Origin of the sequence: Priestia sp. BR_2, assembly GCF_041954005.1 — a bacterium.
Classification (GTDB): Bacteria; Bacillota; Bacilli; order Paenibacillales; family Paenibacillaceae; genus Paenibacillus_AQ; species Paenibacillus_AQ lautus_A.
On record NZ_JAVFHM010000338.1, the window covers coordinates 86,144 to 107,989 of the forward strand.

The 21,846-nt window shown below is 53.3% G+C and carries 17 protein-coding genes; all 17 read right to left on the minus strand.

Annotated features, from left to right (window positions below; all coding sequences use genetic code 11):
* Positions 1 to 57: 57 nt before the first annotated feature.
* On the minus strand, positions 58 to 1,341 hold the full coding sequence (gene ftsA / locus RB298_RS29635) for a cell division protein FtsA (protein ID WP_009589690.1): 1,284 nt from the start codon (positions 1,339 to 1,341) through the stop codon (positions 58 to 60).
* A gap of 215 nt (positions 1,342 to 1,556) precedes the next feature.
* Entirely contained in the window at positions 1,557 to 2,312 is a 756-nt protein-coding gene (locus tag RB298_RS29640; protein WP_486049974.1) for a cell division protein FtsQ/DivIB, read from the minus strand.
* A gap of 58 nt (positions 2,313 to 2,370) precedes the next feature.
* Positions 2,371 to 3,654: a UDP-N-acetylglucosamine 1-carboxyvinyltransferase gene (murA, locus tag RB298_RS29645; protein WP_009589613.1), complete on the minus strand. Its 1,284-nt coding sequence runs from the start codon at positions 3,652 to 3,654 to the stop codon at positions 2,371 to 2,373.
* A 16-nt stretch (positions 3,655 to 3,670) separates the two neighbouring features.
* Positions 3,671 to 4,576, minus strand: a complete 906-nt coding sequence (gene murB, locus RB298_RS29650) for a UDP-N-acetylmuramate dehydrogenase (protein WP_015734237.1) — start codon at positions 4,574 to 4,576, stop codon at positions 3,671 to 3,673.
* A 157-nt stretch (positions 4,577 to 4,733) separates the two neighbouring features.
* Complete coding sequence (murG, locus tag RB298_RS29655) at positions 4,734 to 5,843, minus strand: undecaprenyldiphospho-muramoylpentapeptide beta-N-acetylglucosaminyltransferase (RefSeq protein ID WP_009589637.1); 1,110 nt, start codon at positions 5,841 to 5,843, stop codon at positions 4,734 to 4,736.
* A 5-nt stretch (positions 5,844 to 5,848) separates the two neighbouring features.
* The gene (gene spoVE, locus RB298_RS29660; RefSeq protein ID WP_009589659.1) at positions 5,849 to 6,946 is read right to left on the minus strand and encodes a stage V sporulation protein E; all 1,098 of its coding nucleotides are present in this window, start codon (positions 6,944 to 6,946) and stop codon (positions 5,849 to 5,851) included.
* A 49-nt stretch (positions 6,947 to 6,995) separates the two neighbouring features.
* The gene (gene murD / locus RB298_RS29665; protein ID WP_096773072.1) at positions 6,996 to 8,429 is read right to left on the minus strand and encodes a UDP-N-acetylmuramoyl-L-alanine--D-glutamate ligase; all 1,434 of its coding nucleotides are present in this window, start codon (positions 8,427 to 8,429) and stop codon (positions 6,996 to 6,998) included.
* Positions 8,430 to 8,432: 3 nt separating this feature from the next.
* The gene (mraY, locus tag RB298_RS29670) at positions 8,433 to 9,398 is read right to left on the minus strand and encodes a phospho-N-acetylmuramoyl-pentapeptide-transferase (protein ID WP_009590845.1); all 966 of its coding nucleotides are present in this window, start codon (positions 9,396 to 9,398) and stop codon (positions 8,433 to 8,435) included.
* A gap of 4 nt (positions 9,399 to 9,402) precedes the next feature.
* On the minus strand, positions 9,403 to 10,824 hold the full coding sequence (locus RB298_RS29675; protein ID WP_486049978.1) for a UDP-N-acetylmuramoyl-tripeptide--D-alanyl-D-alanine ligase: 1,422 nt from the start codon (positions 10,822 to 10,824) through the stop codon (positions 9,403 to 9,405).
* Positions 10,824 to 12,308, minus strand: a complete 1,485-nt coding sequence (locus RB298_RS29680) for a UDP-N-acetylmuramoyl-L-alanyl-D-glutamate--2,6-diaminopimelate ligase (protein ID WP_486049980.1) — start codon at positions 12,306 to 12,308, stop codon at positions 10,824 to 10,826. The genes RB298_RS29675 and RB298_RS29680 overlap by 1 nt, the downstream gene beginning before the upstream one ends.
* Positions 12,309 to 12,369: 61 nt before the next feature.
* Complete coding sequence (locus RB298_RS29685) at positions 12,370 to 14,313, minus strand: stage V sporulation protein D (protein ID WP_015734232.1); 1,944 nt, start codon at positions 14,311 to 14,313, stop codon at positions 12,370 to 12,372.
* A gap of 86 nt (positions 14,314 to 14,399) precedes the next feature.
* A complete protein-coding gene (locus tag RB298_RS29690) occupies positions 14,400 to 16,706 on the minus strand; it encodes a penicillin-binding transpeptidase domain-containing protein (protein ID WP_486049981.1) in 2,307 nt (768 codons plus the stop codon).
* 18 nt (positions 16,707 to 16,724) lie between these two features.
* Positions 16,725 to 17,138, minus strand: a complete 414-nt coding sequence (locus RB298_RS29695; RefSeq protein WP_192569216.1) for a cell division protein FtsL — start codon at positions 17,136 to 17,138, stop codon at positions 16,725 to 16,727.
* Positions 17,139 to 17,171: 33 nt separating this feature from the next.
* The gene (rsmH, locus tag RB298_RS29700) at positions 17,172 to 18,125 is read right to left on the minus strand and encodes a 16S rRNA (cytosine(1402)-N(4))-methyltransferase RsmH (RefSeq protein ID WP_036666015.1); all 954 of its coding nucleotides are present in this window, start codon (positions 18,123 to 18,125) and stop codon (positions 17,172 to 17,174) included.
* A 79-nt stretch (positions 18,126 to 18,204) separates the two neighbouring features.
* Positions 18,205 to 18,642 carry a division/cell wall cluster transcriptional repressor MraZ gene (mraZ, locus tag RB298_RS29705; protein WP_009590832.1) on the minus strand — a complete coding sequence of 146 codons (438 nt, stop codon included), beginning with the start codon at positions 18,640 to 18,642 and terminating at the stop codon, positions 18,205 to 18,207.
* A gap of 207 nt (positions 18,643 to 18,849) precedes the next feature.
* Positions 18,850 to 20,118: an adenosylhomocysteinase gene (locus tag RB298_RS29710; RefSeq protein WP_096773067.1), complete on the minus strand. Its 1,269-nt coding sequence runs from the start codon at positions 20,116 to 20,118 to the stop codon at positions 18,850 to 18,852.
* A 40-nt stretch (positions 20,119 to 20,158) separates the two neighbouring features.
* Complete coding sequence (bshC, locus tag RB298_RS29715) at positions 20,159 to 21,790, minus strand: bacillithiol biosynthesis cysteine-adding enzyme BshC (protein WP_486049985.1); 1,632 nt, start codon at positions 21,788 to 21,790, stop codon at positions 20,159 to 20,161.
* Between the last annotated feature and the right edge of the window lie 56 nt (positions 21,791 to 21,846).

Here is a 21,846-nt window from a genome sequence, read left to right on the forward strand (position 1 = left end):
CTAATCCATCTCCCCCTCAATGTGCGTGGATGGCACGTCCACAGTCGAATGAATCCGCTATATAAACTCGCTGAACATCTTTTTCAGGCGTTCAATAAATCCCGGCTTCTGGCTGGTCTCCTGAGTTGCTGCGACAGGATTTTGCTGCTTAGCGCGGTTCACCGGTTTCTTGCTATTTCCGCTGCTGTTGTTGCTTCCTCCTGTATTCCGTACGCGTACGTTCCGGATTGCATTATGGAGGATGCCGACTCCGCTGCAGTATCCCGGATCACGAACACCGATAAAATCGGGAACCGCAATCCGTACGGAAGTCGCCAGCTCATTTTGTGCCACCTGCAGCACACCAGGCATGGACATAGTGCCCCCAGTAAGTATATAACCACCAGGAAGCTCACTGTAACCCAAGCGCTTGATTTCTTGGCGCACTAATTGGAATATTTCCTGAACGCGAGGTTCTATGATAGCTGCCAGATCCTCTTGAGTGAACTCCTTGTCCACATTGCTTCCAATTCTCGTTACCTTGAACGTTACTTCGTGTGCGGCACTCTCGATCAGCGCGCACCCGTACTTCAGTTTAACCTTCTCTGCTTGATCCGTCAGCGTTCGCAGGCCGTATGCGATATCATTCGTCACGAAATCTCCGCCTACCGGAAGCGTGGAGGTTGCGGCAATGCTGCCTCCCTCGAACACAGCCAGCGTGGTTGAGCCCGCTCCGACGTCGACCAGCACGGACCCCATCGTTTTCTCGTCCTTGGACAAGGCCAGCTGTCCCGCACCAAGCGGAATCAGCACCAGATCCTTCACTTTCAGACCTGATTTCTCCACGCAGCGTAACAGGTTATGTATTGCCGTTTTGGCGCCAGTTATAATCGTCGCTTCCACTTCCAGCCTTACGCCGATCATTCCTCGCGGATCAGAGATTCCTTCCAAACCGTCAACTACAAACTGTTTAGCAACCACATCGATAATTTCACGATCGGGAGGAAGCGCAACGACTTCCGCTGCCTTCAGCACGCGGTCAATGTCCTCTTCACCAATTTCGCGATCCTCGTTCGATACTGCCACAACGCCGTGGCTGGATTGAAGTCCGATATGATTTCCAGATATGCCGACATAAACTTCGGATATTTGAATACCGACCATACGCTCCGCATGATCAACAGCGCTGCGAATGGATTGTACGGTCTGGTCGATATCTACAATTGCACCTTTGCGAATTCCCTCCGAGTCGGCAGATCCAACTCCAATAATATTAAAGGTTCCATTATTAACTTCCCCAATAATAGCACGAACTTTGGATGTACCGATGTCCAAACTAACAATGATGTCATTGTTGCTCAAGCCCTGGCACCTCCTGTTTTTAGCAAATTAATTTTGATTATAAAGAATACATTTCTACTTATTCAACACTCGCGGGTCTTTCCCTCTTTTTTCAACATTTTTTTTACTGCCAACATTTGCTATAACAGGCCGTAAAAGTCATTCAAAAAAGAAGAGCCGAAACAAGTTGTCAATACTTTCAATTGTACCATTTATTCCTATGCCTGAGTAGGGGTTTATTGCCCTTCCTCGGCGTCTTCTCCAACTTCTTCTTCAAACGGCACGTAAGAATCGGCTTCCAGCATCGTAATCACACCCGGCCGCTCTATTTCGGTAACCTGATTCAAGTACTCTACCTTGTCACGGAGCAAGGAAACCGAAGTAATGACCTCGAATTTGGAACGCGTATACATCTTGATCCGATCCGGAAAAGATAACGTTGGCGATGGCATGATCTCCGAAATGTCCGAAGTCAGGCTGCCCGGAATCTCGGCAAGTACTTTGCTGAGCTTGGCCTTGTTGGGGTCGTTTGCATCCCAATTGGTCAGAATCGGCTTCTCCACGGCAATGCCGCTTGCCGTGACGGGAACGGAGGTACCGCTCGACAGAATCGCTTGGAGCTCGCCGCTGTCGGACAGCTCATAGGCAACCGTAGGATGTTCCGTCACCACAATACTGACTTCGCCGGGAAAGCTCTTGACCACTTCGGCCGTCTTAATCGTGCCCAGCTTCATCAGGCGCTCCTGCACGAGTGTGGGGTCGACGCCAAAGTACTGGTCTCCGATGTGGAGTCCGCTTTGCTTGGTAAGCTGCTCATTTGTATTAAACGTATTACCTGTAAAATGAATCTCGGTAACTTGGCTGACCGACGACCGGAAAAACAGGATCGTCAGAAGAGCTGCAAACAGCAGCAAAAGAATCCATATGATTTTTTTGGCCGTTTTCGGTTTGGGCTTGTCCTGCTTCAGGACAGGCATATGTGTCTTGGACATATCCACTCTCTCCATAAAGACCTGTTATCCCCTCCTCCTGGAGGGGATGCTCAGGACCTCAATTGGCTAAATCAAGCGGCTTTGGCACCGGGGACTGACGATAGATCCGTGCGCCTAAACCTTGGAACATGTTTTCAATACGATCATAACCGCGATCAATATGGTGAACTTGCTCCACCACGGTCGTTCCCTGCGCGGCCAAACCGGCAATGACGAGCGCCGCTCCAGCCCGAAGATCGGTTGCTTCCACGGTGGCTCCGTAAATTCTCTGAACGCCGCGTATGAACGCATAGTTCAGATCCGTGGAAATGTCCGCCCCCATGCGGGAGAGTTCCTCCACATGCTTGAACCGTCCTTCGAATACCGTCTCTTTCATCACGCTAAACCCGTCCGCCAAGGACAGCAAGACCATGACCTGGGATTGCAAATCAGTCGGGAAAGAAGGATACGGCGAAGTCACGATTCGTTCCACAGCTTTAGGACGGCTCATGCAGCTTATATTTATTATATCATTGCATATACTGGTTTGAACACCGGCGCGCTTCAGCACATGTATAAGGGAAGTTAAATGGGACGGATTGGTCTTTGTAAGCGTTACGCTGCCGCGGGTAACCGCTGCTGCGATCATGACAGTTCCGGCTACGATCCGGTCTGGAATGATCTCATACTCGCAAGGCTCCAGGCGCTCCACGCCATGGATCGTTATGGTATCCGTTCCTGCCCCGATAATGTTCGCTCCCATTTTGTTCAGGAAATGCTGAAGGTCCTGAATTTCAGGCTCTCTCGCGGCATTGGTGAGCACCGTCGTGCCGAGCGCCGTTGCAGCTGCCATCATGATATTCTCCGTCGCCCCCACGCTGGCAAAATCCAGATGAATATCGGTTCCGATCAAACGGCTGGCCCTGCAATGGATCTTATCGTTGCTCTCCTCGATTTCCGCACCAAGCGCCTGCAATCCTTTAAGATGGAGGTCGATCTTGCGTTCTCCGATCGCGCAGCCTCCGGGCTGGTAGATCGTCACTTCGCCAAAACGGGCCAGCAGAGGTCCCATCAAAAAGATGGAGGATCGCATCTGCTTCATTAAATCTTCCGGGACATGAAACGAATTGGCCGACGAGGTATCCACGGTCACCGTCTCCAGCTCATGCTTGCATTTGGAGCCGAGACGGCCGAGAATGCTGAGCATCACTTCAATATCCAGCAGATGCGGGACATTGCTTAATCTTACAGTCCCTTCTGCAAGAAGACTTGCTGCTAGAATAGGTAAAGCTGCATTTTTTGCTCCATGGATACGTATGGTTCCTGATAGGGGCCTTCCGCCCTCAATCACCAATTTGTCCAATGTATCACCTCCGAGTTTACCGCTCGCCCAGAACGTACACCTCAGGCACCATTTGAATTCCGTTCTTCTCCGATATGGTTTCCTTGATGCGTTCCATCAAAGCGAGCACGTCCTCTGCTGTCGCTTGACCGGTGTTCTCGATGAAATTGGCATGCTGTAAAGAAACTTCCGCGCCTCCGATCCGCAGGCCCTTGAGACCGGCAGCCTCGATCAACCTCGCCGCATGGTCGCCGGGCGGGTTTCGAAATACGCTGCCTGCCGTTGCGGATTGGAGTGGCTGCGTACGCCGGCGACGGTCCTTATAGGAGGCCATAACGGCTGTAATCTCCTTGCGGTCTCCTTGACGGAGCTCAAATACCGCTTCAGTCACAATCCCTTTTCGTTCATGCAGAATGGAGTGTCGGTAATCAAACGCCATATCTTTCGCAGCATACGTAACCAATTCCCCTGTTTCCAGTACAATGTCAGCGGACTTGAATATGCGTGACACATCAGACCCATGGGCACCCGCATTCATGTAGACGGCCCCTCCGACCGATCCAGGAATGCCTCCGGCAAATTCGAGCCCGGATAATCCTTGTTTTCCGGCCAGAACACTAAGTTTGACAAAAGACAGACTGCCGCCTGCAGTTACCGTCTCTCCGTCAAAACGAAGCTCCTCAAAACCCTGGCCCAGCTTGATGACCGCTCCCCGAATTCCTTTATCGGCAACCAGCATGTTTGAACCGCGGCCCAGCTGTGTCCAAGGTATGTGATGGGCATGGAGAAGAGTGACCAGTTCCTTGAGCTGTTCCTTGTTCTCAGGAACAATCAGGCAATCGGCTGGTCCGCCTATTTTCCATGTCGTATATTTTGCCAGCGGTTCATTCCATAACACTGCTCCGACATTGGCCTCTGATAGTAGCGATTTCCACTGCTGCATTTTAAATAAACCTCCCTTGACTTTCAAAACCAAAAGGCCATTCCTTCAACTGGATGAAGAGATGGCCGCTGTCAGTAATGCCGGCCTCATGGGTGTGTCACGATTATAGAGTATCTTATGTCAGGCTCCATAGGTGTGTGACAATCGCCCAGCCGTTTTAGCGTTTGCCGGTTAACCGGCGGATTTCTTGGGTTATGACGGCCGCCGAGTCCGGTTTGCCGAGCTCTTTCGAAGCCGCAGACATCAACTCTCTTGCAGAGCGGTTGGTCATGATCTCCTCAAGCTTTCGGAACAGCGATTCAGCCGTCAAGTCCTTTTCCAAAATCATGCTGGATGCCCCCGCTTCCTCCAATTGCCTCGCATTCGCCTCCTGGTGGTTATTGGTGACGTTCGGTGATGGTATAAGGACGGATGGGATGCCAAGCGATGTAATTTCCGCCAGGAATGAGGCTCCCGCACGGTTTACGATCAGCGAAGTAGCCGCAAGCACTTCCGGCATATTATGAATATAGGGCAAAATATGAAGATGATTCGGCATGGTGCCGAGCTGGGACCGAATGGATTCCCGCGTATTCTCGAAATACGTATCGCCCGTAACAAATACAAAATGGACGTTCGGCAGCTTGTGAATGAACGGCGCCATCCCGATCATCGCGTTATTGATCGCCTTGGCTCCCCGGCTTCCGCCGACGATCAGAACGACCTGGCTGTCCACCGGAATGCCGAGCGTAGCAAATCCACGTTCACGATTGGCGGATAAAACCGTTGTCGCACGTGGATTTCCTGTATATACCGTTCTTTTGGCTTTAGGAAAAGAAGACTCCGTTCCTTCAAAACTGACCGCAACCGTATCCGCATATCGGCTGAGGAATTGGTTGGTCAGGCCCGGAATCGCGTTCTGCTCATGAATCATGGTCGGTATTCCCAGCTTGGCGGCGGCGTAAACGACAGGGCCGCACACATATCCGCCCGTCCCGATCACGACATCGGGCTTAAACTCCTTCAGAAGGGCCTTCGATCGCTTCACGCCTTTGAAAAAACGCATGATCGTTTTCACGTTGTCCATCGACAGCTTGCGCCGGAACCCCGTGATATCGATGCTCTCGAACGGCAGCTTCTCTTGGGGCACCAGCTTGCTTTCGAGGCCTCGCTCGCCTCCGATATATAAAAACTCCGTCTTCGGATCTTCCTTCTCACATTGTCTTGCTATGGCAACGGCGGGGTAAATATGCCCCCCCGTTCCGCCGCCGGTCAAAACGACACGCATACCCTTCACCTCGCATAACGGGAAATATTTAATAGAATGCCGAGCGCCGTCAGCATCAGCGTCAGCGAGCTGCCTCCGTAACTGATGAGCGGCAGCGTAATCCCTGTCACCGGCATCAAACCGATAACGACGCCGATATTGATGACGACCTGGATGGCGACCATGCCTACGATCCCTACGGCCAGCAGACTGCCAAAGCCGTCGGTGACCGTCATGGCCACCCTCATGCCCCGCCACACCAAGGCGGCGAACAAGAGCAGTACAATCAAGCCGCCGATGAACCCCAGCTCTTCGGCCAGGATCGAAAAAATAAAATCAGTCTGCGGTTCGGGCACATAAGCGTACTTCTGACGGCTCATGCCTAGTCCGAGTCCGCCGAGTCCGCCCGGCCCTATCGCATAGAGGGATTGGATGATCTGGTAGCCTGCGCCGAGCGGATCGGACCATGGATCGAGAAAGCCGGTTATCCGCTTCAGCCGGTAGGGCGCTGTCAGAATCAAGCCTATGAATCCGGCTATCCCGCCTAAAGCGAGAAAGCCCAGATGCTTCATCCGTGCTCCTGCCGTAAATACGATCATCATCGCTGCACCGAGCATAACGGCGCCCGTACCCAAATCAGGCTGGAGCATGATCAGCCCGAATGCCAGTCCGATCAAACCTAGCGGCGGCATCAGCCCTCTGGTAAATGATGTAATATCATAGTCTTGCTTGCTAAGCCAGCGCGATAGAAACAGAATCATGCCCAGCTTCATGAACTCGGAGGGCTGAATGCCGAACGAGCTGATGCCGAGCCAGCTTCTGGCTCCGCCGCGAACAACGCCGATGCCTGGAATTAGTACGATAATCAGTAAAAAAAAGCAGACCAGCAGCGCAATCTTGCTGTATTTCTTCCAAACCCGAAAATCGATCCTCGATGTGAAGTACATGGCAGCAAGCCCCAGACAGGCAAAAAACAGCTGACGCTTCACAAAATAAAACTTATCGCCATAGTCATGAAAAGCGAGGACGGAGCCTGCACTGTATACCATGACGATTCCGATGGCCAGCAGGGCCAAAATACAGATAAGCAGCCACAGATCGGGCGCCTGGCGGTTCTTGTTCATGGAAAGGCCACCTCGTACATCCTTAGTAGGGGCTTTTCCACCCCCCTACTTAAAGGTTATGCACCGCCTCTTTAAAAATGCGTCCTCGCGTCTCATAGGAAGGAAACATGTCCCAGCTCGCGCACGCGGGGGACAGGAGAACGATGTCTCCGCTCTCCGCCAGCCCGGCAGCCTTCCGGACAGCCGAGGTCAATGTCGAAGCGGCGTCCTCCCCATTATCGACGAGGATGATGTCCTTTAATCCGGCCTTGGCGGCAGCGTTCGCGATTTTCTCCCTGGTTTCGCCAAGAAGCACGACCGCTTTCACCCGCCCTTGCATGGATGGAATCAGCTCCTCGTAATCCGATCCCCGGTCAAGCCCCCCCGCGATCAAAACGACAGGTTCCTTGAACGAGGTCAAAGCCATGTGCGTCGCCTTGGAGTTGGTTGCCTTGGAATTGTTGTAATAGGATACGCCTTGAAGCTCCGCCACAAATTCCAGGCGGTGCTCAACGCCGCGGAAGCTGGACAAAGCTTCCTCCAGCTTATCGGGGGCAACGCCCGCCGCTATGGCGATGGCACAGGCCGCCATTGCGTTCCCCACATTGAATCTTCCCGGCAGTCCGATGTTCTCCACACGGATGATCTCATGGGTAAACCCTTCGCCGTCTGTATAAATGATTCTGCGCCCCTGATCGTCGTCGTCCGAATCCTGGGCACCGGGAGCATATGGCGGCGTGATGTGAACCCCTTCACGAAGGCTCTCGCTCATCGAAAAAGGCACGATGTGCGCCTTGATATACGGGACAAGGTTTCTGCACACGGGATCATCCCAATTGAGCACAGCGGTATCCTCCGAAGTCTGGTTGGCAAACAGCTTGGCTTTGGATGCCACATAATCATCCATTCCGCCATGGTAATCCAGATGCGTTTCCGTCACGTTGAGGAGACAGGCAATGCGCGGCCGGAACGCCTCCGTTCCTTTTAGTTGAAAACTGCTCAGCTCCACGACCATCCAGTCATGTTCGGTGGCTGTCGCTGCAGCCTCGGATAGGGGCGTGCCGATATTGCCGGCAACGATCGGAGAAAGGCCGGCGTTTTCCAGCAGCTGGCCCACCCAAGTCGTCGTGGTTGTTTTGCCGTTCGAGCCCGTGATGCCGATTATGGGAGCTTCACAGAGGTGATAGGCGATTTCGACTTCGGTCACGATCGGAATTTCAAGCTCGATCGCCTTTTGGACAGGCGGGACCGAATACGGAATTCCCGGGTTTTTGACAAGGAGCGCCACGCCGGGATGAATGAGGTCATCGGGATGCCCGCCGCAAATAACAGAAATACCCAAAGCCTCGAGCTCCGAGGCTTCAGGACACTGTTCTCTTTCCTTTCGATCATTCACGATGACGGAGGCGCCGGCTTGATGCAGCACCTTGGCCACCTGCACTCCGCTTTTGGCAAGACCCAACACGACGATATGCTTATCCCGATAAACATCTAGCTGCTTCATATGTTACAACCCCTTGTTGATATAGAGTCCGAGTCCCGCAAGTACCAGTCCCACGGCCCAAAATGTAAAAACAACGCGCCACTCCGACCACCCGGACAATTCGTAATGGTGGTGGATCGGGCTCATTTTGAATATTCGTTTGCCCCGGGTTTTGAAGGAGATCACCTGAAGCACAACAGATAGCATCTCGATGACGAAGACCCCTCCAATGATCAGGAACAGCAGCTCGCTCTTGGTTACGATGGCAATGGCGCCGATGGCACCGCCGATGCCTAAAGAACCCGTATCACCCATGAACACCTTCGCGGGATGAGCGTTAAATACCAGAAACCCGAGCACCGCGCCGATCATCGCAGCCGCGCAGAACGCCGCCGCGAACGAGGTGGACTGGATCGCGACGATGGCATAGGCGCCAAAGGCAATCGCGCTGACGCCGGACAGCAGGCCGTCCAATCCGTCGGTGAAATTGACCGCGTTGCTGATTGCAAGCATCATGACCACGATGAACGGATAATAGAACCATGGGCCCCAATCAAAGGACCAATCCATGCCCGGTACGCTGATTGCCGTGCTGTGGCCATTGGAAATCAACAGCCAGCACATAATACCGGAAAACAGAAGCTGTCCAAAGAGCTTCTGCCGGGCCGTAAGTCCTAATGATCTGCGAAACACGATCTTGATGTAATCGTCAAGAAAGCCGATCAAACCGAAACCGAGCGTGGCTACGATCAGCACGTAGAAATCGGTATCGACAGGCGAAAATTTAATATAAGTCAGCGTAAAAGCTAAAAGAATGACGACGCCGCCCATCGTTGGCGTCCCGGCTTTTTTCAAGTGGCTCTGCGGACCGTCGTTCCTGACCTGCTGGCCGAACTTCATACGCCGCAGCAGCGGAATGAGCAGCGGAGCCGATATCACCGCAAGCACAAACGCTACACCGATTGTCAATAACAGCAATTGAAAGTCCATCAGCTCACCCCCTCACTCCGTTGTTGCTGCCCGGCAGTGCCTTCAAGGCATCAACCACGTGCTCCAGCCTCATGCCGCGCGAGGCTTTCACCAATACGATATCCTTCTCCGTAACCTGCTCCAGCAGGGCTTCGATCAGCTTTTCTTTATCCGTAAAAGAAAGCACGGCCCCTTCCGGGAAGCGAGCTTTCGCTTTATTCGCCGTATGAAGAGACAACGGACCGTAGGTGAATACCAGATCCGCATTGTCCGGAGATAAATACTCTCCGATTTCGGCATGGAATGACTCTTCCCGCTGACCAAGTTCCAGCATGTCCCCGAGCACGGCGATCCGGCGGCGGTAACCCTTCATATCGCCAAGCACGTCTACAGCCGCCTTCACCGCCGTCGGGCTGGAATTGTAGGCATCGTTCAGCACGGTTACCCCGAACGCGGTCTCTACGGCTTCGATCCGCATGCTCGACAGCTTCAGATGGGCGAACCCGCTGCGAATGGCTTCATCGCCGATGCCCAGATGGGTCGCCACGGCCATGGCTGCCAGGGCGTTTACCACATTGTGGCGGCCGAGGAGCGGCAGGCTGAAGCCTTCGCCTGCATGCCGGCTCGAAGTAAAAATGATTCCTCTGGCATGGAACATGAGTCCCGTCGGATAATCGTCATTGGTATCTTGATTTCCGAACGTAAACGTACGCAGCCCCTCCGGCTTCACCGTTGTCTCTTCAGCAAGCACCTGACGGATCAGCGGTTCGTCCCCATGATAGATCAGCAAACCGCCGGGCTTCATGCCGCTGATAATTTCAAGCTTGGCCCGTGCGATTTCTTCCCGGGAACCGAGCTGCAGCAAATGCGCTTCCCCGACATTGGTGATCACGGTTAAATCCGGACGGGCTATATTCGAGAGCAGCTCGATCTCATGTCGTCCGCTCATACCCATCTCAAGCACGATAATGTCGGTGCCTTCCTTCATTGCCAGTACGGTTAACGGAAGCCCGATATGATTATTATAATTGCCTTGCGTTTTGTGAACGTTATACGTGGTTTCAAGCAGTGCCGACACCATGTCCTTCACGGTGGTTTTGCCGTTGCTGCCGGTTATGCCCACCACCTTGGCTCTGCTCTCGGACAAATAGGCCGCCGCAAGCGACTGGAGCGCCTTTAATGTATCCTCCACGAAAATGAGCGGAAGGTCGGCGGGAACCGGCTGATGATCCCTCTGCCAGAATGCCGCGCCTGCTCCGCCGGCGAGCACGCTCTCCACGAATTCATGCCCGTCAAACTTCTCGCCGACAATCGGAACAAACAGGTTGCCCGGCTGTATGGTTCGGGAGTCGGTACCGACTCCTTGAATGATGATGTTGTCATCTTGGTTACGTGAGAGCGTTCCGCCGCACATGTCGGCGATGCTCTTTAATGATTTATGGATCACTATTGTCTGCCCCTTATCGCGTCTTTGGCTACGATGCGGTCGTCAAAATCAAGCACTTCGCCCGCAATCAGCTGATAGGTCTCATGACCTTTCCCCGCAATCAATACTACATCGCCCGGGCTTGCCATTTCAATAGCCTTTTCGATCGCTTTCCGGCGATCGACGATGAGCTTGTAGCTTTCGGTTGCCACACCGTCCTCAACCAATCCGGCCTCGATATCCTTCAATATCAACTCCGGATCCTCGGTACGGGGATTATCGGAAGTTACCAATACAACATCGCTGTATTTCGCAGCGATTTTACCCATGATCGGCCGTTTGGTCCGGTCCCGGTCGCCCCCGCAGCCGAAAACGGTGAGCACCCGGCCTTCCGCGAATTCATTGACGGTGCGGAGCACATTTTCAAGTCCGTCCGGCGTATGGGCATAATCCACGATCACGGCATACGGCTGGCCTTCATCCACGACCTCTACGCGGCCATCGACTCCGGGCACGGACTCCAGGCTGTTCTTGATATCTTCGAGCGGCACACCTTCCAGGAGCGCTGCCGCGATCGCAGCCATGGCGTTATACACGTTGAATTTCCCTACCATTCGAATCGAAATGTCCGCACTGCCGCGGAACGTATCCACATGGAACGAGGTGCCTTGCGCGGTGATCGATATATTGCTCGCCCGCACATCCGCATCTTCACCCAAACCGTAGGTAATCACTTCCGCCGCGGTCTGCTTGGCGAAATATGCCGAAGCATCGTCATCCGCATTCAGGACGGCATATTTGCGCGCGGATTCATCCTTGGCAAAAGCGTTGCCCAGCCGGGAGAAAAATAACCCTTTTGCGCCGCGGTATTCTTCCATCGTGTGATGATAGTCCAGATGGTCCTGGGTCAGGTTCGTGAAGATGGCCGTCCGGAAATCCGTTCCCTTCACGCGCCCCTGTTCGAGCGCATGCGAGGATACCTCCATCACGCAGCACTCGGTGCCTGCATTGGCCATATCGTTCAAGTAACGCTGAAGCTCCAGCGCCTCGGGCGTCGTTCTCGGCATCGGGAAGGACTGGCCGTCGTATTTCATCTGAATCGTGCCGATCAATCCGGTTTTCAACCCGAAATCGTTCATGATCGTCTCGATCAAATACGTTGTCGTTGTCTTGCCGTTCGTACCGGTTACGCCGATCATCTTCATGCGGGAGCTCGGCTGATGATAAAAGGCATTCGCCAAACCCGCCATCGCGAAGCGGCTGTCTTTCACGATGACCTGCGGGAGGTCAACCTCCAGCTTGCGTTCAACGACCAGCGCCGCGGCGCCTTTGCCGGCGGCCTGGGCTGCAAACTGGTGTCCATCCACCGTATGGCCCGGCAGGCAAATGAACAAATCCCCCGGTTTTACTTGTCTGGAGTCTGTTTCTATCCCCGTAATTTCAACATCTCCGGATCCCTCGATAACAGCAGCGGCCAATACGGATGATAATTGCTTTAAGTTCATTGTTATCCCTCTCTCTATATATCTGCATCATCCGCCCTTCGCTTGCCGACCGGATGATGCCTTAGTGTTCGTGCTTGGATTCCCCCGGGTCTTCACCCATGTAAATCCGAATGGTGGACCCTCGCTCCACCCGGCTTCCCGGCTTCGGCGCCTGGGAAATCACCGTATTGCCGGTTCCGGACTTGGCCAGCATGAAGTTCATATTCAAGTCCTCATACAGATCCTGAACGGTTGCACCGACCAGGTTAGGTACGGTCACGGTCGGTGTCTCGCCGTACTTGTATTCGCGGGCAAGCTGGTCTTTGCGCGGCGGAACGTTCATATAGTGCAGCGCATCCTCCAGGATATTCTGCACGATCGGGGCTGCCACGACGCCGCCGAACTGTATGCCTTTCGGGTTATCCACCGCCGTGTACACCACGATTTCCGGATCATCGGCTGGCGCGAATCCGATGAAGGAGACGATATGCTCGGTTGAAGAGTAACGGCCGTTAATCACCTTCTGGGCGGTACCGGTCTTCCCTCCCACACGATAACCGTCGATGAAGGCCGGACGTCCGGTTCCTTTGGCGACGACGCTTTCGAGTGCCTCGCGCACTTGCTTGGAGGTTTCCTCCGAGATTACTTGTCTGACGAGCTCCGGTTTGATCTCCTCCACCGTCTCGCCCGTCTCCGGATTGACCCAAGCCTTGGCGACGTGCGGCTTGAACAGCTTACCGCCGTTAATGGCGGCGGACACGGCCGCAACCTGCTGGATCGGCGTAACCGATACGCCTTGGCCAAACGCCGTTGTGGCCAGCTCCACAGGGCCAACGTTATCGAGCTTGAACAGAATGCCGTTCTCTTCCCCGTTCAAATCGATGCCCGTCTTCGCTCCAAAGCCGAAATCCCGGATATACTGGAACAGGCTTTCCTTGCCCAGCTTCTGGCCCAATGCCACAAAACCCGGGTTGCAGGAGTTCTGCACAACCTCCATGAAGGTTTGACTGCCATGGCCGCCTTTCTTCCAGCAGCGCAGCCTGGCTCCGCCGACCTCTACCGCCCCGCTGTCGAAGAAATGGTCGTTCTTCAGATCGACCTTGTCCTCTTCGAGGGCAGCGGCAAGCGTAATAATCTTGAACGTCGAGCCCGGCTCATAGGTCATCCAGATCGGCAAGTTGCGATTGTATGTCTCCGCTGAAAATTCCTGATAGTTGGCAGGGGAGTACCCCGGCCTGCTGGCCATCGCCAAAATCTCGCCCGTCTTCGGATTCATGGCAATCGACCATGCTCCATTCGCCTGGTACTTCACCATGGCCTGGTCAAGCTCCCTCTCCATGATGGACTGGATCGATTTATCGATCGTCAGCTCCAGATTCAGACCGTCGCGGGGCTCTACGTATTTCTCCGAGGAGCCCGGCATGATTCTTCCGCCGGCATCGGACAAATAGGATATTCCGCCTTCGAAGCCCTTCAGCTTGTCGTCATGCATGGCTTCCAGGCCGGTGAGTCCCTGGCTGTAGGCTCCCGTAAACCCCAAAATATGGGCCGCGAGATCGCCGTAGGGATAATACCGTTTGTTATCCTCAGCAACAACGATACCCGGCAGCTTCAAATCACGAATTTCCTGAGCCAGCTCCATCGTAATTTTTCGTCCACCGGGATTTATCCGTTCCAACCTCGAACGTTTCGTAATGATCTTCTTGATATCGGCCTTGTCCATGCTGATCAGCCCGGCCAACGTCTCGGCTGTATGGTCCGGATCTTTGATTTGTACAGGAATCGCCCAAATGGTCGGTGTCGTTATATTCGTAACCAATGCGGTTCCGTTACGGTCCAGAATTTCGCCACGTTGTGCCGCGAACGGAATGTCGCGGCGCCAGAGGTCCTCCGCCTTCGCCGACAGCTCCGCGCCTTTCCCGATCTGCACATAGGCCAGTCTGATGATCAGCGCAGAGAACAGCAGGAGCAGCAGCAGCAGGCTCCAGAGCAGCCTTCTCCGCTGCGATACCTTGGATACTTTCACCTAAGCTTCCCTCCCTGTTTGAACCCGAAAGCTCATGATATGCGTTCTTCACATGAGTATTCGGGACAAACCCGGGTTAGAACAAGCTATTCCCCTTCTGTATCGCCTTGTCCTGGGTCGTTTGCTTCGGCTTCGTTATCGGGGGTTCCTTCCGTCTCTTTGTCGCCGGTTTCTTCCCCGTTCGCATTTTCGTTGCCATCGGAGGAGGTTTCATCGGTACTGCTGCTCCCCGTTATCAGCTCTTGAGCCGATTTCAGCGTTAATTGCACGATCCGCTGGCCATTCTCTTTGGCTTCCAATTGCGATGCAACGAAACCCTCGCCCTGAACGTTCACCTTTACTTTCATCAAGGTGAGCACCTCCATGGCGTCCCTAAGCGATTCTCCTTCTAAATTCGGGATTTTCATCGATGGGCTGTCCTCTGTAAGAAGATAGATGCGCTGTCCAACGCTGATGGTCGCATTTGCGGGCGGATACTGCTCCTTCACGGTGCTTCCATTACCCAATGTCTCAAACGCAACTCCGTCCTTCAACAGCTTGGCCTTTACTTCGCTGAGCTTCATTCCCGTAAAGTCCGGTGCTTTAAGGGAATCCTTCGGCGCCGTTCCCGTATTCGATTTTTCTTTGTCCTGAGTTTCAGTCGATTTGGGAACGCCCCAATAATTCAATGTCTTGGAGACGATTTCTTTGAAAATCGGTGCCGCCAGCGTTCCGCCGCCCTTCTCCACGTTCGGTTCGTCGATAATAACCAGCACGGCAATCTTCGGGTTTTCGACGGGTGCGTACCCGATGAACGAAACCACCTGTTTCGAACGGTCTTTATATCCGCCGCCGGATTTAATGGCGGTACCGGTTTTGCCCGCAACGCGGTATCCGTCGATATACGCAAGCTTGCCTGTGCCGTTTAATTGGTCGGCTACGACCTGCTCAAGGTAAGTCCCTGTTTCTCTTGCGGCTTCGGGAGATATGACCTGGCGCACGACTTTCGGCTCGATTTTCTGAACCTCGCCCGTGTTGGGGTCCTCGATCTCCTTCACCATATGCGGCTCCATGAGCTTGCCGCCGTTGGCAACGGCGGAAATGGCCGCAATCTGTTGTATAGGCGTTACGGATACGGCGTAACCGTAGGTCATGGTTGAAATATCGGAATCATAGGTCATGTTCAAGGTACCGAGAATTTCCCCCGGCAGGTCAATATTCGTTTTCTCGGTAAAACCGAATTCCCGAATATAATTGGTAAACCGCTCCTTGCCGAGCATTTCGTATCCGAGTTTAACAAAAGCAACGTTACTCGACTTTTTCACGCCGTCCAGGTAGGTGATCGGGCCCCACCCTACGCTGTTAATGTCCCGGTGGGTTCTTCCCCCCGCCCTGATGGATCCGGATTGATAGATATCACCCGGGTTAAACAGCTTTTCCTGCACTGCGCTGGCCAGGGTTACAATTTTGAAGGTCGATCCCGGCTCATAGATGGACCGCACGGCATGGTTGATAAAATTCTTTTGATTCCACTTCGAATATGTATTGGGATCAAAAGTCGGCATGTTGGCCATCCCCAGTATTTCCATCGTGTTCGGATCCGCCGCGATCACCGTCATGCTGATTGGTTTATATTGGTTATACGTGTCGCGCATCGCTTCCTCGATATAATACTGGATTGTATCGTCGGTCGTCAGTACTAAATTTTTCCCATTTATTGCAGGCTGGTATAAATCATCCTCGCTGGGCAGCTTGACTCCCTTCTTGTCGCTCTTGTAAGAAGCGAATCCGTCGGTCCCCTTCAACATCTCGTCATAAAACTGCTCAATGCCTCCGATCCCCTGTCCTTGACGATCGGTATAACCCAGCATATGCGCGGCCAATGTCTCTTTGGGATAGAAGCGTTTCTGCTCGCGTTGAAAGCCGATGCCCGAATCGGGGACTTTGCCTGCGGCCTTCAATTTATCATTCAAGCTTTGGCTGAACGCTTTAACCTCTACCATCTTCTCTTGGCTGATCTTCCATCCTTCGTTGCGGACTTCCACGCCCTTGAGGTATTCCCCGTCCTTGCCTTTGGCTTGAACCATTTCGCGAAGCTTATCCTCATCCTTGCCGAGGGTTTCGTGCAGCCCTTTAACGACCTCATCCTCCAGGCCGTTAGCCTGGATGACCGCAGGGTTTACAATGACCGTGAAGGCGGGGGCGTCCATGGCCAGGATGTCGCCGTCCCGGTCCATGATCGTACCGCGGGATGCCGGCAAGTCCTGGGTTCTGGACCATTTCGCTAAGGCTTGTTCCTTCCAGAAGTCGTTATCGATCACCTGCAGCCAAAATACCCGACCAATCAATAAAGCAAAAAAGAGGGTTATACATCCCCCTATTAGCACGGTACGCAGTTTGATTTTTTTAATCATCGGTCAAAACCTCACACTTCAATCATTTTGTCCCGAGTCTGAATCCTGTGTCCCGGTTGCTCCCGAGACAGGTGATAGATGGATCATGTTATCGTCCTCAATCGGCACATAACCGAGCTCTTTCGCCTTGTCCAATACCTGCATCTCCAGCGTCTGCTTCTCTACCTGAAGTTGACTGATGTTTCGTTTAGCTTTAAGTATCTCATTCTCCGTCGCCTGGATCTGCCGGTTCAGGTCATAGGAATGAACATGACTCATGCCGATGACGCCCATGACGGCAACCACGAACACCACGGACAACAAATACAGCAGCTTTTCTTTTTGCGGAAGCTGGGAACGACGTTTAACGACTTTGGTCTTCTCGAGATAAGCGGACTGCTGCGTTTCCTTCTGTCTCTCCTGTACGGCTAAATTGCCGCGCGTGTAAGCCATGGCTGATTCTCCTTCTTCAGGGATTTAATGTTACTACAGTTTCTCCGCAATCCGCAGCTTCGCCGAACGCGCCCTTGGATTACTCTCAATTTCTTCCGCCGACGGGATAAGCGGTTTACGGTTTACCAGCTTCAGATCGCCTTGGCCGCCTCCGCATACGCACATCGGAAAGTCTGGAGGGCACGTGCACTTGGGAATGTAACTGTTAAAAATCTGCTTGCATATCCGGTCTTCGAGCGAGTGGAAGGTAATAACAGAGACCCTTCCTCCCGGTGCTAGACATCTTACGGCTTGATGAAGCGCATCCTCGAAAGCGCCCAGCTCATCGTTTACCGCGATGCGAAATGCTTGAAAGCTTCGCTTCGCCGGGTGGCCGCCCGTTCTTCGAGCCGCGGCCGGTATCCCTTCCTTAATCATTTCGACAAGCTCTCCGGTTGTCTGAATAGGACTCTGTGCCCTTCTTTCAACGATGACCTTGGCAATCCGCCTTGAAAACTTCTCTTCGCCGTATTGGTACAATATCCGCGCGATTTCCTGTTCCGGCCATTCGTTTACAATCTTGGCTGCTGTAAGCTCGGCGGATTGATCCATCCGCATATCCAGCGGGGCATCATGATTGTAGCTAAACCCTCTCTCCCCTTCATCAAATTGCGGAGAAGATACGCCCAAATCGAACAGTATACCGTCAACTTGCGGCTGCCCGTTCTCGCCAGCCCCCACTTCGCGTCGGAGCACCTCCTCCAAATCGCGAAAATTGGTCTTAACGAGAGTGATCCGGTCCGCATAAGGCTTCATGGCCTCCCGGGCGTTATTCAATGCCCAGTCGTCTTGATCCAAAGCGATCAACCGGCCTTCCGAACTTAGTTGGGAAGCAATGAGCGAGCTGTGCCCCGCCCCCCCGAGCGTACAGTCAACATATATACCGTCTGGTTTGATGCGCAGCCCTTCTGTCGCTTCTTGCTTAAGCACTGTGATGTGATGGAACAAAGCTGCAGCCCTCCATTGTGTCTCTTACATGATTTTTAGTGTAACTTGTCCATTTCGATTACGGGATTTTCCTAGCTGGTCATAAGTCAAAATCAAAGTCTACCAGCTTCTCAGCAATGTCGTTGAACGCTTCCTCCGACTGCTGATAGTAATTCTGCCATTGCTCCTTGCTCCAGATCTCCACGCGGCTCGATACGCCGATGACGACGCATTCCTTCTCGAGCTTGGCGAACTCGCGCAAATTGCCCGGCAAATTTACCCTTCCCTGTTTATCCCATTCACATTCCGTCGCTCCGGAGAAAAAAAACCGGGTGAATGCGCGTGCATCCGACTTCATGAGCGGTAGGGATTTGAGCTTCTGCTCCATGATGGCCCATTCATCTTTGGGGTATACAAAGAGGCAATTGTCCAATCCGCGGGTTACGATAAACGAGGTGCCCAGGAGGTCGCGAAATTTAGCGGGGATGATGATTCTCCCCTTATCGTCGATGCTATGCTGAAACTCCCCCATAAACATCAGGCATTCCACTCCTTAACCCCGATTCCCCACTTTGCACCACTTTCCACCACTTTAGGATAATAGATTCGGCGTCAAGAATCAAATCCCTTCTGAGCTGCATTTGTTTTTTTGGAACTTTCTCTCAGAACAACCGCGCAAAAAACCTCCTTTCATCCCGTCGGGGGATGGAAAGGAGGTCTGCAAATGATCTGAAGCTGCTGCGGTTTAATGCTGGGCCCAGCTGTCCAAGTAGGATTTCTGCTCAGCGCTCAGGCTGTCGATATGGATACCTAGACTTTCCAGTTTATATAATGCAACCTGTTGATCCAGCTCGTACGGAACATTCACGACGCGGTTGCCGATGCTCTGGTACTGATCATTCACGTGTTTGAGCGACAAGGCCTGAAGCGCAAACGTCATATCCATGATTTCTGCCGGATGTCCGTCTCCTGCCGCCAGATTCACCAAACGGCCTTCTGCAAGCAAATAGATCTTACGGCCGTCCTTCAAATGGTATTCTTCGATATTGCGGCGAACCGTCCGAACCGATTGGGATCGCTCCGACAGATCCGGTTTGTTGACTTCCACATCGAAGTGCCCGGCATTGGACAAAATGGCGCCATCCTTCATGACATCAAAGTCTTCTCCGCTAATGACGTCGCGGTTGCCCGTGACGGTTACGAAAAAGTCTCCCCGTTTAGCCGCTTCGCGCATCGGCATAACGTGGAAGCCGTCCATGTAAGCCTCAACCGCCTTGATCGGATCAATCTCGGTCACGATGACGTTGGCGCCGAGACCCTTGGCGCGCATCGCCACGCCTTTGCCGCACCAGCCGTAGCCGACGACAACAACCGTTTTGCCTGCAACCACCAGGTTGGTCGTTCGGTTAATTCCGTCCCAGACCGATTGCCCCGTACCGTAACGGTTATCGAATAAGTATTTGCAGTACGCGTCATTCACGGCAACCATCGGGAATTTCAGAGCGCCCTCTTTCTCCAGCGATTTCAGGCGCAGAATGCCCGTCGTTGTCTCTTCGGCGCCGCCTCGCACTCCTTCTAGCAGATCCGTGCGCTCGGAGTGAAGGATCGTTACGAGATCTCCGCCATCGTCGATGATCAGATCCGGTCTCGTTTCCAGCGTCGAGATGAGGTGCTGCTTGTATTCCTCCGGATCCGGGTTGTACTTGGCAAACACCGTGATTCCGTCTTCCACCAACGCCGCGCATACATCATCCTGCGTAGACAGCGGATTGCTGCCGGTAATCGTCACTTCGGCTCCGCCGGCTTGGATGACCTTCGCCAGATACGCGGTCTTCGCTTCCAGATGCAGCGAGATGGCCACTTTCAAGCCTTTGAACGGTTGTTCTTTCTCGAATTGTTCGCGTACCCGGTTCAATACCGGCATGTGCGCCTGCACCCAATCAATTTTGAGATGACCTTCCGGCGCCAGTTTCAGGTCGGCAATATTGCTGGTTTGTATTGATGATGAGCTCATTTAACAGCCTCCTAGGATCTGATGTTTGAATTCCTGATCATTATACGTAAACGACGCGGTGCATGCCCGAAGCATCGTATGGGATTTCCATCAGGCGATCCACCAGATTCAATCCGTAACGATTCATGTATTCCAGTATGTTGTATACCCGCTCCTGAGGCTTCCTTTCCGGGAGCAGCGTCTGCTCGATGCGCTTCCACTGCGCCAAGGCGGCCTCATGCTGCTGTTCCAGGGCATTCCGGGATTTACTTAACAGGTAATCCATTTGCTCCAATATTTTATCCTTATTGGTTAGACCTAATTTTAACAGTCCGCTCTGCATTTTGCCAAGATCTTCTATTAAAGGTTGGTATAATGCTTCGAATTGTTTCCGGGTTTCGCTGAAGCGTTCCTCCAGATTCAGTTCGTCCTTGCTTGCCAGCCAAGCCTCGCGCTTCTCGGACAAGCGAAGCTGAACATCCTCGAAGGACAATCCGTATTTCTCCATCAGCTTGTGGACGGCGCCGTCCACAATGGAGAAAGACATTCTCGGGATGATTAGCGGCATCTGCAAGCCCATATCGGCAAATGCATAGCGCGTAATCGCCCAGTAAGAGATTTCGCCGGGACCGAGTATCGTCCCCAGCACGGGGAGCAGCGAGTCCTGCATGATCGGCCGGGTCAGCACGTTATTGCTGAAGCGCTCAGGAAACTGATGCAAATCCCGAAGCAATTCTTCCTTCGTGAGAGAAACGATGCCCTTGCGGTCGGAGAACACGCCTCCTTCCCGGTACAGCAGCAGGCGTCTGCCTTCATGCAAGTAGAACAGATTGGCCCCGTTCTCGGATACGTCGGCCTGGACCTCGTAGCCCAGTCCGTCGATATCCCTTGCAGCCTGCTGGTACGAAAGTCCCAGTGTCTCGTTGCGGGTAATCAGCGATTCGAATATGGGCACTTCCAGCGCCCGAAGTCCCGGGTCTGCGGAATCCAGGAGGATCAGTCCATATTTGCCGAACATGCAGCCGATGAGTTTAGCGAATGCCTCGCTTAATCCGGCCGAGCCGTCAAACGATTGAGACGCAAGCTTCAGCAGGTCTGCCTTGTATTCGCTGTCCGCCAGCTGCGTCTGAAGCTCTGCCAGCATCATCGACCAGTCCTCTTCAGGAACATCGGTATAACTCACCGATGTCCTGAGCCCGTCCTTGGCATCCAGCTTGATTTTGGACAGCTGCTGATCCGGAGTCAGGAAATACGTGTGATTGACCTCATCCCAGTCATGGTCCTCTCCGGCGATCCAAAATACAGGCACAACGGGACGATTCAAGCGTTCCTCCGCTTCGCGGGCAGCCTGAATCACGGTGATGGCTTTATATATGGCAAGCAGGGGGCCGGTAAACAAACCGCTTTGCTGTCCACCAACCATGGTAACAGTTCCGGGCTGTTCCAGCAGTTGAAGTGATTTATGTACGGCGGGGTGATCATTGTGTTTCTGGTTATACGTCCGAAGACATGCTGCCAGCGACTTGCGCTGAATTCGTTTGTCTTCCGAAAGATCCAGCCATTGTACCCGCTCGGCATAGCCGTGCTCGCCGCGGTGATCTTCACCGTAGAACCCGCTTACCCGGTCGAAATGGTGAATATAATCATGGGCGAGACGCGAAGCGAGGGATAATGGTTCCGGAACGATATTCATGAGGTATGCCTCCTATTCTACGTCGCAACCAAATCTAGATTGTGCATGCAGGTAAA

What these genes read in the sequence shown, in the direction of transcription:
- RB298_RS29640 (WP_486049974.1), bottom strand. Translation starts at nt 2,312, where the DNA reads ATGTCCAAGACACATATGCCTGTCCTGAAGCAGGACAAGCCCAAACCG.
- murB (WP_015734237.1), bottom strand. Translation starts at nt 4,576, where the DNA reads ATGCAGCAGTGGAAATCGCTACTATCAGAGGCCAATGTCGGAGCAGTG.
- murG (WP_009589637.1), bottom strand. Translation starts at nt 5,843, where the DNA reads ATGCGTGTCGTTTTGACCGGCGGCGGAACGGGGGGGCATATTTACCCC.
- spoVE (WP_009589659.1), bottom strand. Translation starts at nt 6,946, where the DNA reads ATGAACAAGAACCGCCAGGCGCCCGATCTGTGGCTGCTTATCTGTATT.
- murD (WP_096773072.1), bottom strand. Translation starts at nt 8,429, where the DNA reads ATGAAGCAGCTAGATGTTTATCGGGATAAGCATATCGTCGTGTTGGGT.
- mraY (WP_009590845.1), bottom strand. Translation starts at nt 9,398, where the DNA reads ATGGACTTTCAATTGCTGTTATTGACAATCGGTGTAGCGTTTGTGCTT.
- RB298_RS29680 (WP_486049980.1), bottom strand. Translation starts at nt 12,308, where the DNA reads ATGAACTTAAAGCAATTATCATCCGTATTGGCCGCTGCTGTTATCGAG.
- RB298_RS29690 (WP_486049981.1), bottom strand. Translation starts at nt 16,706, where the DNA reads ATGATTAAAAAAATCAAACTGCGTACCGTGCTAATAGGGGGATGTATA.
- RB298_RS29695 (WP_192569216.1), bottom strand. Translation starts at nt 17,138, where the DNA reads ATGGCTTACACGCGCGGCAATTTAGCCGTACAGGAGAGACAGAAGGAA.
- mraZ (WP_009590832.1), bottom strand. Translation starts at nt 18,642, where the DNA reads ATGTTTATGGGGGAGTTTCAGCATAGCATCGACGATAAGGGGAGAATC.
- RB298_RS29710 (WP_096773067.1), bottom strand. Translation starts at nt 20,118, where the DNA reads ATGAGCTCATCATCAATACAAACCAGCAATATTGCCGACCTGAAACTG.
- bshC (WP_486049985.1), bottom strand. Translation starts at nt 21,790, where the DNA reads ATGAATATCGTTCCGGAACCATTATCCCTCGCTTCGCGTCTCGCCCAT.